13 protein-coding genes are annotated in these 12,720 nt (G+C 69.7%); 1 reads left to right on the top strand and 12 read right to left on the bottom strand.

Annotation, left to right across the window (positions count from 1 at the left end):
• Nucleotides 1–13: 13 nt before the first annotated feature.
• The 8 genes from mtrA to AC5Y7V_RS07675 form a co-directional block, all read right to left on the bottom strand.
• Nucleotides 14–700, bottom strand: a complete 687-nt coding sequence (gene mtrA, locus AC5Y7V_RS07710; RefSeq protein WP_055576516.1) for a two-component system response regulator MtrA — start codon at nucleotides 698–700, stop codon at nucleotides 14–16.
• Between the two features lie 80 nt (nucleotides 701–780).
• Nucleotides 781–1,413: a dTMP kinase gene (locus tag AC5Y7V_RS07705; protein WP_499879412.1), complete on the bottom strand. Its 633-nt coding sequence runs from the start codon at nucleotides 1,411–1,413 to the stop codon at nucleotides 781–783.
• 91 nt (nucleotides 1,414–1,504) lie between these two features.
• Nucleotides 1,505–2,977: an adenosylhomocysteinase gene (gene ahcY, locus AC5Y7V_RS07700; protein ID WP_499879411.1), complete on the bottom strand. Its 1,473-nt coding sequence runs from the start codon at nucleotides 2,975–2,977 to the stop codon at nucleotides 1,505–1,507.
• A 52-nt stretch (nucleotides 2,978–3,029) separates the two neighbouring features.
• Nucleotides 3,030–3,641, bottom strand: a complete 612-nt coding sequence (alkX, locus tag AC5Y7V_RS07695; RefSeq protein WP_499879652.1) for a TetR family transcriptional regulator AlkX — start codon at nucleotides 3,639–3,641, stop codon at nucleotides 3,030–3,032.
• 35 nt (nucleotides 3,642–3,676) lie between these two features.
• On the bottom strand, nucleotides 3,677–3,859 hold the full coding sequence (gene rubB / locus AC5Y7V_RS07690; protein ID WP_068100530.1) for a rubredoxin RubB: 183 nt from the start codon (nucleotides 3,857–3,859) through the stop codon (nucleotides 3,677–3,679).
• A complete protein-coding gene (locus AC5Y7V_RS07685; RefSeq protein ID WP_499879410.1) occupies nucleotides 3,856–4,029 on the bottom strand; it encodes a rubredoxin in 174 nt (57 codons plus the stop codon). The genes rubB and AC5Y7V_RS07685 overlap by 4 nt, the downstream gene beginning before the upstream one ends.
• Entirely contained in the window at nucleotides 4,026–5,261 is a 1,236-nt protein-coding gene (locus AC5Y7V_RS07680; protein WP_499879409.1) for an alkane 1-monooxygenase, read from the bottom strand. Before AC5Y7V_RS07680 ends, AC5Y7V_RS07685 begins: the two co-directional genes overlap by 4 nt.
• A gap of 101 nt (nucleotides 5,262–5,362) precedes the next feature.
• Nucleotides 5,363–6,871 carry an amino acid permease gene (locus tag AC5Y7V_RS07675; protein WP_499879408.1) on the bottom strand — a complete coding sequence of 503 codons (1,509 nt, stop codon included), beginning with the start codon at nucleotides 6,869–6,871 and terminating at the stop codon, nucleotides 5,363–5,365.
• A 99-nt stretch (nucleotides 6,872–6,970) separates the two neighbouring features.
• Here AC5Y7V_RS07675 and AC5Y7V_RS07670 point away from each other — a divergent pair, with 99 nt between their 5' ends.
• A complete protein-coding gene (locus AC5Y7V_RS07670) occupies nucleotides 6,971–8,341 on the top strand; it encodes an FAD-dependent oxidoreductase (protein ID WP_499879651.1) in 1,371 nt (456 codons plus the stop codon).
• Here AC5Y7V_RS07670 and manA read toward each other — a convergent pair.
• The 4 genes from manA to AC5Y7V_RS07650 form a co-directional block, all read right to left on the bottom strand.
• Entirely contained in the window at nucleotides 8,319–9,545 is a 1,227-nt protein-coding gene (gene manA, locus AC5Y7V_RS07665) for a mannose-6-phosphate isomerase, class I (protein WP_499879407.1), read from the bottom strand. The two genes, AC5Y7V_RS07670 and manA, sit on opposite strands and share 23 nt — an antisense overlap.
• Before the next feature lie 8 nt (nucleotides 9,546–9,553).
• Nucleotides 9,554–10,663: a TobH protein gene (locus tag AC5Y7V_RS07660; protein ID WP_499879406.1), complete on the bottom strand. Its 1,110-nt coding sequence runs from the start codon at nucleotides 10,661–10,663 to the stop codon at nucleotides 9,554–9,556.
• Nucleotides 10,660–12,045, bottom strand: a complete 1,386-nt coding sequence (locus AC5Y7V_RS07655; protein ID WP_499879405.1) for a phosphomannomutase/phosphoglucomutase — start codon at nucleotides 12,043–12,045, stop codon at nucleotides 10,660–10,662. Before AC5Y7V_RS07655 ends, AC5Y7V_RS07660 begins: the two co-directional genes overlap by 4 nt.
• Nucleotides 12,046–12,126: 81 nt before the next feature.
• Nucleotides 12,127–12,576, bottom strand: coding sequence for a DUF3499 domain-containing protein (locus AC5Y7V_RS07650; RefSeq protein ID WP_499879404.1), 450 nt, complete (start codon nucleotides 12,574–12,576; stop codon nucleotides 12,127–12,129).
• Nucleotides 12,577–12,720 lie beyond the last annotated feature (144 nt).

Genomic DNA, 12,720 nt, shown 5'->3' with positions numbered 1-12,720 from the left:
AGAACCTCCCGGATCACGGAGGTCCGGCCTTGTATCCCACTCCTCGAACGGTCAACACCACGGTCGGGTTCTCCGGGTCCTTCTCGACCTTGGCCCGCAGACGCTGGACGTGCACGTTCACCAGGCGGGTGTCCGCCGGGTGCCGGTATCCCCACACCTGTTCGAGCAGCACATCACGAGTAAACACCTGGCGCGGTTTGCGTGCCAGCGCGACCAAAAGGTCGAACTCCAGCGGTGTGAGGGAGATCTGCTCGCCGTTGCGGGTGACCTTGTGCGCCGGCACGTCGATGTCGACGTCGGCGATGGAAAGCATCTCGGCGGGCTCGTCGTCGTTGCGCCGCAGCCGCGCGCGCACCCGGGCGACCAGCTCCTTGGGCTTGAACGGCTTCATGATGTAGTCGTCGGCGCCCGACTCCAGGCCGAGCACCACGTCCACGGTGTCGGTCTTGGCGGTCAGCATCACGATGGGCACGCCGGAGTCGGCGCGCAACACCCGGCACACGTCGATGCCGTTCATGCCCGGCAGCATCAGGTCCAGCAGCACCAAATCGGGCCGCAACTCGCGCACCGCCGTCAGGGCCTGAGTCCCGTCGCCGATGACCGCGGTGTCGAAGCCCTCCCCACGCAGCACGATGGTGAGCATCTCGGCCAGCGAAGCGTCGTCGTCGACGACCAAAATCCTTTGCCTCATGGAGTCCATGGTGTCACCAGATCGGGACAAATTCGGCGCACCACACGGGCGTTTCGTATTCGATACGGGCAAATCGTGACAATTTTGTGCTATTCGGCCGCCAAAGACGCCGCCAGCCGCCCCGGATCGACGTCGGCGTCGACGACCAGCCAGCGCCCGCCCCAGCCCGCTTCGGCCAGCTCGGCGTAGACCGCGCCGGTGCGCTGCTGCAGCCCGTCGTCGCGTTCGTAGCTGTCGCGCTCGCGTCCCGGCTCGTGCTCGGCGCGGTGCCGGGCCCGCCGCGCGGCGAGCTCGGCGGGCACCGCGAGCAGCACCTGACAGTCGGGCGCGGGCACCCGCAACCGCTCGTATTCCAGCCGGTGCACCCAGGCCGCCGCCTCGCCCGCCGCGTCCTGGTGCAGCCGCGCCGCGCTGTAGGCCGCGTTGGAGGCGACGTAACGATCGAGGATCACGACGTCGTGGTCACGGTCCAGCGCCGCGATCTCGCCGATCGCCCCGGCACGGTCGAGCGCGAACAGCGTGGCCATCGCGTAGACCGACGACGCCAGGTCGCCGTGCGCGCCGTGCAGCGCCTCGGCCGCGAGGTCGGCGGTCACCGACTGCCCGTACCGCGGGAAAGCCAGTGTGGCGACCGACTTCCCGGCGCCTTCGAACGCCTTGCGCAGGCCGTCGGACAGCGTCCGCTTGCCGGAGCCGTCGACCCCTTCGATCGCGATCAGCACGGCGCGAGCCTATCGCCGGTATGCCGAGCAGACGCAGAATCGCACGCGAGTGGCTTCGGTGGTGCGATTCTGCGTCTGCTCGCGCAGGAAATCAGTAGCGGTAGTGGTCGGCCTTGTAGGGACCGTCGACGTCGACGCCGATGTACTCGGCCTGCTCCTTGGTCAGCTTGGTCAGCTGGCCGCCGAGCGCCTCGACGTGGATGCGCGCCACCTTCTCGTCGAGGTGCTTGGGCAGCCGGTACACCTCGTTGTCGTACTCGTCGTTCTTGGTCCACAGCTCGATCTGCGCGATCACCTGGTTGGAGAAGCTGTTGCTCATCACGAACGACGGGTGCCCGGTGGCGTTGCCAAGGTTCAGCAGCCGGCCCTCGGACAGCAGGATGATCGACTTGCCGCTGTCGCCGAACGTCCACACGTCGACCTGCGGGCGGATGTTCACCTTGGTGGCGCCGGACTTCTCGAGCTGGGCGACCTGGATCTCGTTATCGAAGTGCCCGATGTTGCCCAGGACGGCGTAATCCTTCATCGCCTTCATGTGCTCGAGCGTGATGATGTCCTTGTTGCCCGTGGCGGTGATGACGATGTCGGCCGTGCCGATCGCGTCCTCGACCGTCTCGACGTCGTAGCCCTCCATCAGCGCCTGCAGCGCGTTGATCGGGTCGATCTCGGTGACGACGACGCGCGCGCCCTGGCCCTTGACCGAGTCGGCGCAGCCCTTGCCGACGTCGCCGTAGCCGCAGATCAGCACCTTCTTGCCGCCGATCAGCACGTCGGTGCCGCGGTTGATGCCGTCGATCAGGGAGTGCCGGCAACCGTACTTGTTGTCGAACTTGGACTTGGTGACCGAGTCGTTGACGTTGATGGCCGGGAAGGCCAGGTCACCGGCCGCGGCGAACTGGTAGAGCCGCAGCACGCCGGTCGTGGTCTCCTCGGTGACGCCCTTGACCGACTCGGAGATCTTGCTCCACTTGTCCTTGTCGGTCTCGAAGCGGTTGCGCAGCAGCTCCAGGAAGACCTTCCACTCGGTGGGGTCGTCCTCCTCGGCGGGGGGCACCACACCGGCCTTCTCGTACTGCGCGCCGCGCAGCACCAGCATGGTGGCGTCGCCGCCGTCGTCGAGGATCATGTTCGCGGGCTCGTCTGGCCAGGTGAGCATCTGCTCGGCGGCCCACCAGTACTCCTCCAGCGTCTCACCCTTCCAGGCGAACACCGGGACGCCCTTGGGCTCCTCCGGGGTGCCGTACGGGCCGACGACCACCGCGGCGGCGGCGTGGTCCTGGGTGGAGAAGATATTGCACGACGCCCAGCGGACCTGCGCGCCGAGCGAGACCAGGGTCTCGATGAGCACCGCGGTCTGCACGGTCATGTGCAGCGAGCCCGAGATCCGTGCGCCCTTGAGCGGTTGCACGTCGGCGTACTCGCGGCGCAGCGACATCAGACCCGGCATCTCCTGCTCGGACAGCTCGATGTCCCGCCTTCCGTAGTCCGCCAGCGACAGGTCGGCGACCTTGAAATCGATGCCGTTGCGGACGTCGGCGGTTAACGAACTTTCGGTCGTCGTCATAGCGTTTGCGCTTCCTTTATCAGTGGCTTAAGGGTTCCAAGCGGTACTTAGCTTAGGTATGTTCTTCCGCCACTGTAGCCGCGACCCCATGACGCTCCGCGAACGGCGTCATCAGCCGGGCCAGGTCCGCCGCCACGTCGTGATCGGCCTCCGGCGGCATGGACACATAACTCAGCGCCAGCCGCACGATGGCGCGGGCCAGCACCCCGGCGTCCTCGTCGCTGGTCGCCACCCAGCTCTGGGTAAGCGCCGTGGTCAGGCGCGCCGACGCCCGGGCGATGATGGGCCCGCTGTCGGTGGTGATGATCTGCAGCAGGTCGGGCTTGGCGACGCCGGTCAGCAGCGAGATCACCAGCGGGTCGGCGGCCGACTCCGCGAAGAAGGAACGGAAACCCTGCAGGAACGCCTCGTGGATGTGCCCGACGTTGACGTCGATCGCGGACCCGACGGCGTCGACAAGGCGATCGGCCAGGCGCAGCGCGTACCCCTGGGCCAGGCCCTGGCGCGAGCCGAACTCGTTGTAGATGGTCTGGCGGCTGATGCCCGCGGCGCGGGCCACGTCGGCCAGCGTGATCGACGACCAGTCCCGCGCCAGCAGCAGGTCGCGCATCGCGTCGAGCACCGAGTCGCGCAACAGGACGCGTGACGCCTCGGCGTAGGGCATCCGCTTCACAGGCGCGACAGTAGTGGGTGAGGCGTTCACGGTCTGGCCACTTCCACCATTTCGAAGTCCGATTTCGCGGCGCCGCAGTCCGGGCAGCTCCAGTCGTCGGGGATGTCGTCCCAGCGGGTGCCGGGCGCGATCCCGTCCTCCGGCCAGCCCAGCGCCTCGTCGTACTCGAAGCCGCACTGGATGCAGCGGAACAGCTTGTAGTCGCTCATGCCGTAGCTCCTTGTATCTCGAAGTCCACCTTCTCGCGCACCGCGCAATCGGGGCAGCACCAGTCGTCGGGGATATCCTCCCACCGCGTGCCCGCGGGAAAGCCTTCCCGCGGAGCGCCTTTCGCCTCGTCATAAACGTAGTCGCAACCGGGGCATCGATAGGCGATCACGCCGGCACCCCGTGCTTCGCGAGCAGCTTCTCGCGCAGCCGCGGCTGTACGTTGACCCGGGTGATGTCGCCGTCGTAGTGCGCCAGCACGCGGTGGTCCATCACCCGGCGCCACAGCGGCGGGAAGTAGGTGAGCGAGATCATCGACGCGTACCCGCTCGGCAGGTTGGGCGAGCCCTCGATGCTGCGCAGCGTCTGGTAGCGACGGGTCGGGTTGGCGTGGTGATCGCTGTGCCGCTGCAGGTGATACAGGAACAGGTTCGTCACGATGTGGTCGGAGTTCCAGCTGTGCACCGGCGCGCACCGCTCGTAGCGCGCTTTCCCGGCCGGCGCCTCGAGCCGCTGCCGCAACAGCCCGTAGTGCTCGAGGTAGTTGACCGCCTCCAGCAGGCTGAATCCGAAGACCGCCTGGACGACGACAAACGGGATCAGCGCCGGGCCGAAGAGCGCGATCAGCGCGCCCCACAGCACCACCGACATCGCCCACGCGTTGAGCACGTCGTTGGACGGATAGGTCCGGGGGTCCCACGGGCTCTTGCCCAGCCGGCGCAGCCGCTGCGCCTCCAGGCCCAGCGCCGAGCGCACGCTGCCGAACACGCTGCGCGGCAAGAACTCCCAGAACGTCTCACCGAAGCGGGCCGACGCCGGGTCCTCCGGAGTGGACACGCGCACGTGGTGGCCGCGGTTGTGCTCGATGTAGAAGTGGCCGTAGCAGGACTGGGCCAGCGTGATCTTGGACAGCCACCGCTCGAGCGAGTCCTTCTTGTGCCCCATCTCGTGGGCCGTGTTGATCCCCACCCCGCCGAGGACCCCGACCGACAGCGCCACGCCCAGCTTGCCCGCCCAGCCCAGGCCCCCGCCGAAGCCGAGCCAGCTCAGGTTCGACGCGGTGAACAGGTAGGCGCCCAGGACCACGCTGAGGTACTGGAACGGGATGTAGACGTAGGTGCAGTAGCGGTAGTACTTGTCGTTCTCCAGCCGTTCCATCACCTCGTCGGGCGGGTTCTGCCCGTCGGGCCCGAACCGCAGGTCGAGGATCGGCAGCAGGACGTAGAGCAGGATCGGCCCGATCCACAGCGGCACCTGCGCGGCGGCGTGCCAGCCGAGCCGGTTCAACGCCCAGACGATCGGCAGCATCACGAACAGTGCAGTGGGCGCGATCAGCCCCATCAGCCACAGATGGCGCTTCTTGTCCCGCCAGACCGGCGCCTCCGCTGGGCTGTGTGTGGTCATCTGCCAAACCTCCTTGTGTGTCATGCCACGTTGAGGTTGGACAATACGGCAGTCTGCGTCTCATGTCTAGACACACAGCGCCGTTTTGTAAACCATCGGGCTCAGCCCGTGGGACCGACTTCCGCCGGCGCCACCGAGGACAGCTCCCCGGATTGCCGGCGCCCCTGAACGGAGTGCCGGTACCCGTAACCGGCGTAGATCGCGGTCCCCACCACCAGCCAGACGCCGAAGCGCACCCAGGTCAGCGCGCTGAGGTTCAGCATCAGCCACGCGCAGGCGGCGATGGACGCGATGGGCAGCAGCGGCACCCACGGCGCCCGGAACCCGCGCTCCAGGTCGGGCCGGGTGCGCCGCAGCACCAATACCCCCGCCGACACCAGCACGAACGCGAACAGCGTGCCGACGTTGACCATCTCCTCGAGCTTGGCGATCGGAAACACCGAGGCCGTCAAGGCGATCACGATCGCGACCAGCACGGTGATCCGAACCGGGGTCCCCCGCGCGCTGGTCTTCGCCAGCGACCGCGGCAGCAGCCCGTCGCGGGCCATCGCGAACAGCACGCGGCACTGCCCGAGCACCAGCACCATCACCACGGTGGTCAGGCCCGCCAGCGCGCCGATCGCGATGATCTTGCTGGCCCAGTCGATCCCGTTGGCCGCGAAGGCGGTGGCGAGGTTGGCCGGCTTGCCGCCGGGCACGGTCTTGAGCTGGGTGTAGGAGACCATGCCGGACAGCACCACCGACACCGCGACGTAGAGGACGGTCACGATCGCCAGCGACGCCAGGATGCCCCGGGGCACGTCGCGCTGCGGCTTCTTGGTTTCCTCGGCCATGGTGGCCACGATGTCGAACCCGATGAACGCGAAGAACACGATCGACGCGCCCGCCAGCACGCCGTACCAGCCGTAGTGGCTGCTGTGCGCCCCGGTCAGCAGCGACAGCACGGACTGGTTGATGCCCGACGACTCGTGCCCGGCCTCCGGCTTCGGGATGAACGGCGAGTAGTTCGAGCCCTTGATGTAGAAGACGCCCACCAGCACGACGAAGATCACCACCGACACCTTGATGCCGGTGATCACGGCGGAGAAGCGTGACGACAGTTTGGTGCCCAGGGCGACCAGGGTGGCGACCACCGCGACGATCAGCAGCGCGCCCCAGTCGAGGTTGACCGATCCGAGTTGCACTGTGCCCCCGGCGAATCCGAACACGTTGCCCAGGTAGCTCGACCAGCCCTTGGACACGACGGCGGCCCCGATTGCCAACTCCAGCACCAGGTTCCAGCCGATGATCCAGGCCAGGAACTCACCGAAGGTGGCATAGGAAAAGGTGTAGGCGCTGCCCGCGACCGGCAGCGTGGAGGCGAATTCGGCGTAGCACAGGGCCGCCAGCGCGCAGGTGGCCGCGGCGATCACGAACGAGATCCAGATGGCCGGCCCGGTGATGTCGCCGGTGGTCGACGCCGTGACCGTGAAGATGCCGGCGCCGATCACCACCGCGACGCCGAACACGACCAGGTCCCACCAGGTCAACTCCTTGCGCAGCCGGGTCTCCGGCTCGTCGGTGTCGGCGATCGATTGCTCGACCGATTTCGTGCGCCATCGATTTGCCATTCGTCCGCCTTCCCGACCCCTAGGGACCCGTTGGACCGCACAGTACTGGGTAGTCTGCGGACAGAGCGGAAAGCGGGGGAAAACATGAGGGACCACGCCGTGGTGATCGGGGGAAGCATCGCCGGCCTGTGCGCCGCGAGGGTGCTGTCGGACTGCTATTCGCGGGTCAGCGTCTACGAGCGCGACGAGCTGCCGAGCGCGCCGGCGCACCGCGCGGCGGTCCCCCAGGACCGGCACCTGCACATGCTGATGGCCCGCGGCGCGGCGGAGTTCGAGGGCCTGTTCCCCGGCCTGCTGGACGACATGGTCGACGCGGGCGTGCCCATGCTGGAGAACCGGCCCGACTGCATCCACCTCGGCGCCGCGGGCCACGTCCTGGGGACGGGGCACACGCTGCGCGACGAGTTCACCGCCTACGTGCCCAGCCGCCCGCACCTGGAGTGGCAGCTGCGCCGGCGCGTCCGCGACATCGAGAACGTCGAGATCATCCGCCGCTCGGTCGCCGAGCCGCGGTTCGACCGCGCCCGCCAGCGGGTGACCGGCGTGCTGCTGGACCCGCAGGGGGACGGCGAGCCGGAGTTCGTGCCGGCCGATCTCGTCGTCGACGCCGCCGGCCGGGGCACCCGGTTGCCGGTTTGGTTGGAGCAGTGGGGATATCGGCGCCCGGTCGAGGCCACCATCGACATCGGCATCAACTACGCCACCCAGCAGTTCCGCATGCCCGAGGGCCTGATCGCGGAGAAGGTGGTGGTCGCCGGGGCCTCCCACGACGAGCCGCTCGGGCTGGGCATGCTGCACTACGAGGACCGCGTGTGGGTGCTGACGACGTTCGGCGTGGGCGGCGTCAAGCCGCCCGCGACGTTCCCCGAGATGCTGGCGCTGGCCGGCAAGCTGCTGCCCGCGCACTTCAATGCCGCACTGGCGCAGGCCGAACCGGTCGGCGAGCCGGCCTATCACGCGTTTCCGGCCAGCCGGTGGCGCCGCTACCACAAGCTGGACCGCTTCCCGGCCGGCATCGTCCCGCTCGGTGACGCCGTCGCGAGCTTCAACCCCACCTTCGGGCAGGGCATGACGATGACGGTGCTACAGGCCGGTCACCTGCGGCGGGCGCTGGCATCGAATGACCTTGCCCGCGAACTGAATCGGGCGACGGCTAAGACGACCTACCCGGTGTGGATCATGAACGCCATCGGCGACGTCACCTTCCACCACGCCCGGCCCAAGGGGCCGGCGCCGTGGTGGTGGCGACCGTCCGGCGCGCTGTTCGACCAGTTCCTCGGGGCCGCCGAGACGGAACCCGTTCTGGCCGAATGGTTTTTGCGCCGCTTCTCGCTGCTGGACAGCCTGTACATGGTCCCGCCGCCGCGCATCGTCGGCCGCACGATGGCGCACAACATGCGGCTGTGGCTGCGCGAGCGCCGGGCGGCGGCCAAAGACCGCCGGCCGCTCACAGCCCTACGGTCGCCCTGAACAGCTTGGAGGGCTCGCGCGCGACGAGGCGGATCGGCCCGTCGTCGGCCGCCACCCACGCCGCCATTCCCCGCTCGAGCGTGAGCGATCCGGACTTGGCGTGCACCGTCGTGCAGCCCTGGGTGGCCAACAGGATCTGCGGGCCCTCGTGGGCGCACCCCGCGTCGACCTCGTGCCCGAGGTACTCGCCGTCGAGCGCCAGCAGCGCGACCGCGAACTCGTCGGTCGGGGTCTGGTAGATCTGGCCGAACCCCTCGCGGCGGACGGGCGGGCGCAGCTGCGCCTCCGTGGTGGGCGTGAAGTCCAGCACCCGCAGCAGCTCGGGCACGTCGACGTGCTTGGGGGTGAGCCCGCCGCGTAAGACGTTGTCCGAGTTGGCCATGACCTCGACGGCGAAACCGCGCAGATAGGTGTGCAGGTTGCCGGCCGCCACGAAGATGGCCTCCCCCGGGGCCAGGATGATGCGGTTGAGCAACAACGCCGCCAGCACGCCGGCGTCACCGGGATAGCGTTCGCCCAGTTCCAGCACCGTCTTGGCCTCGGCCGCGAATTCCGTTGCCCCGGAACTGACGTAGTGGATCGCGCCGTCCAGCACGGCGGGCACCAGCACGTCGATGTCGGGCTGGGGTGCGGTGATCCAGGTGGTGAACAGCGCGCGCAGGCCGTCGGCGTCGGACTGGTCGTTCAGCAGGTCGATGTAGGGGTCGAGGTCGGAGACGGCCAGCGCGCGCAGCAGCTCGACGGTCCGCGACGCCTGACGAAAGCCGGCCAGCGCCTCGAACGACTGCAGCGCCACCAACAACTCCGGCTTGTGGGAGGTGTCGCGGTAGTTGCGGACCGGCGAGGTCACCGGGATGCCCAGCCGCTCCTCGCGCAGGTAACCCTCGACCGCCTGCTCGGCGCTCGGGTGGGCCTGCAGGGACAGCGGCTCATCGGCGGCCAGCACCTTGACCAGGAACGGCAACACGTCCCCGAAGCGGGCGCGCGACCCCGGGCCGAGCTGCCCCTCCGGGTCGGCGACCAGCGCCTCCAGCAACGAGACCTCGCCCTTACCCGTCTCCAGCCAGGCCGGGTCGCCCGGGTGCGCGCCGAACCACAGCTCGGCCTCCGGGTGGGCCGCCGGGACCGCCCGCCCGGTGAATTCCGCCAGGGCGGTGCGCGATCCCCACGCGTACGTCCGTAAGGCCCCGCGAAGCAGTTCCACTTGTCTCTTTATCCCCGTACCAGTCGCATATAAACCGCGGCCATCTCCAGCCGAACGGCCAATACTGCCAGTTGCTGCTCGGCGCTGATGGCGCCCCCCAACGCCGGCGCGACCGTGGAGCCGGCCGCGCCGCCGGGCCCGTCGGGCACATCCTCGGCGGCGAGCAGGTAGACGTTGTCGAGCCCGGCGGTGCGGGCGGCCACCACCGTCTGCTCGTCGCGCAGCGTCAGCGCCAGCACGCGGAGCAGGTCGGGCCGCGGCCCGTCGATCTCCTCGTCGTGGAAGAGGTCCTCGACCGAGGACGCGGCGCCCCCGGAGCCCCACTGGGCCGCCGCCCGCAGCGCCGCCACCGCGTCGGCTAGCCCGGTGGCGGCGACCACCTCGTGGGCGACCCGCAGCAGCACCGAACTGCCGTGCCGGGCCAGCGCGAGCGTCGCGGCGCAGTCGCCTGCCAGCGCGGCGCGGCGATTGACCAGCCGCTCGGCGATCGTCTTGGCCGGGTTGGTGAACAGCTCACGGCCGGCGCTGTTGCGCAGCGCCTCGGCGTCCAGTTCGTCGGCCAGCGACCCGAGGTCGACACCGGGTCGCGGGTCGACGGTTCGCAGCACGGCCAGGCCGGCGGCCAGGTACCGGCACAACCCGAACTCGGCGGGAACCAAGACCCGCGGCTCGAGCACCGCGACCCGCCCCGCCGTCGAGTCGCGCAGCGGACCCTCGTACGGCGCCGCCACGACGACCCGCGCGCCCCGGCGCACCCCGGTCGCGGCGGAGCTGACCAGCGCGGGATCGCCGGGGTCGTCGCCGGCGACGATCAGCACGTCCAGCGGGCCGACCCACGGCGGCACCTCGCCGACGACGGTGATCGGCTGGGAGGCCGACCCGCCCAGCGTCGCGGCCAGCAGGGCACCGGCGGTCTCGGCGGTCCCGCGGCCGGCCACCCAGATCACGCTGCGCGCGCGGTCGTCGGCCCGCAGCCCCTCGAGCGCGCCTTCGTCGGCCGCGGCGCCGATCGCGCGCACCTGCGCGCCCGCCGACGACGCCGCCCGCAGCAGGCCCTCCCGGTCGGCTTCCAGCAGGCCGCCGGTGTCCTCCAGGTCGATCAACCGGGTGGTGCTCACGGGGCGGCCTCCTGGGCCGCGATCTGGGTGCTGATCGCGGCGACCAGCTCGTCGACGTCCTCGGTCGTGCGGCCCTCCACGTTGAGCCGCAGCAGCGGCTCGGTGTTGGAGCTGCGCAGGTTGAACCAGCTGCCGTCGCCCAAATCGACCGTCACCCCGTCCAGATGATCGATGGACTGAATCCGGGTGCCGAACGACTTCAGGACCGCGTCCACACAATACGACGCGTCGGCCACCTTGAAGTTGATCTCGCCGGAGGACTCGTAGCGCTGGTAGTCGGCGGTCAGTTCCGACAGCGGCCGGTCCTGCTCGCCGAGCGCGGCCAGCACGTACAGCGCCGCCAGCATCCCCGAGTCGGCGCCCCAGAAGTCGCGGAAGTAGTAGTGCGCGGAATGCTCGCCGCCGAAGATCGCGCCGGTGTCGGCCATCAGGCCCTTGATATAGGAGTGGCCGACCCGCGAGCGCAGCGGTGTGCCGCCGCGTTCGGTGACCAGCTCGGGCACCGCGCGGGAGGTGATCACGTTGTGGATGATCGTGGCGCCGATCTCGCGGCCCAGTTCGCGCGCGGCCACCAGGCTGGTCACCGTCGACGGCGAAACCAGGTGGCCGCCCTCGTCGACCACGAAGCACCGGTCGGCGTCGCCGTCGAAGGCCAGCCCGATATCGGCGCCGCTGTCGCGGACGAACTTCTGCAGGTCCACCAGGTTGGCCGGGTCGAGCGGGTTGGCCTCGTGGTTGGGGAAGGAGCCGTCGAGCTCGAAGTACAACGGCAACAGCGTGATCGAGTCGATCGCGCCGAGCACCGCCGGGGCGGTATGGCCGGCCATGCCGTTGCCGGCGTCCACGGCCACCCGCAGCGGGCGCAGCCCGGAGGTGTTCACCAGCGACCGCAGGAACGTCCCGTAGTCCGCGAGCACGTCCTGATCGGTGACCGTCCCGGGTTGCCCGTCGTACGCCGCGACCCCGGCGATCACGTCCTCGGTGATGACGCCCAGCCCGGTGTCGGCGCCCACCGGTTTGGCGCCGGCCCGGCACAGCTTGATGCCGTTGTAGGCGGCCGGGTTGTGGCTCGCGGTGAACATCGCGCCGGGGCAGTCCAGCAACCCCGAGGCGAAATAGAGCTGGTCGGTGGACGCCAGGCCGATGCGCACCACGTCGAGGCCCTGGCCGGTCACCCCGCCCGCGAACGCGGCGGCCAGCCCCGGCGAACTGTCCCGCATGTCGTGACCGATGGCCACCCGGCTGGCCCCCTCTGCGCGCATCAGCCTGGCGAACGCGGCGCCCAGGTCGGTGACCAGCGGCTCGTCGAGCTCCTCGCCGACCAGCCCGCGCACGTCGTACGCCTTGACGACACGACGAACGGTCGCGGCGGACCGAGACATGCGAAACTCCTGACGCTTCTGAATGGGACCCTTGGCGCCAGCCTATCCGCCCGGGAAAAACCCCGGGTGCGTTAGCCGCGGCTAGTCAGCCGGGTCGGGCAACACCCGCAGATGGCCCCGGCGCCGACCGGAACGGTGTTCGGGAGGCGCGAGCAGCCCGCTGCTCGGCGCGGTGGCATGGGCCCCCGCGTGCTGAATGTGGGGATCGGCAAAGCCGTTGACCGGCGTGGCCCCGTAGGGCATGGCCGCGTCGCCCGGGCGACCCTCGCGCACCGCGTCGGCCAGGGCGACCAGGTCGTCCTCGTCGGGGTGGGCGGGCTCGGAAAGGAGGGGTCCGGCGTGCCGCACCAGCTCCCACCCGCGGGGCGCGGTGATCCGGCCGGCGTGGCCGACGCACAGGTCCCACGAGTGGGGTTCCCGCGCGGTGGCCAGGGGGCCAACCACTGCCGTCGAGTCCGAGTAGACGAACGTCAAGGTCGCCACGGCATAGTGCGGACACCCGGGCCGGCAACAGCGACGGGGAACGTTCACGATCGAAAGGCTATCGTGCGCAAACGCCGTGGAAGCGCCGGACACGCGCATCCGCGCGACCCGCGATTCCCAACCGTTACCATCGGCGCGATGAGTGATTCGGGCCGTGATTCCCGCGGCTCCCCGCAAAGCGATCGGTCGCGG

The organism is Mycobacterium sp. NGS34 (assembly GCF_059812845.1).
Note: the sequence above shows the minus strand (reverse complement) of the source record. Positions and strands in the feature narration are given on the sequence as shown.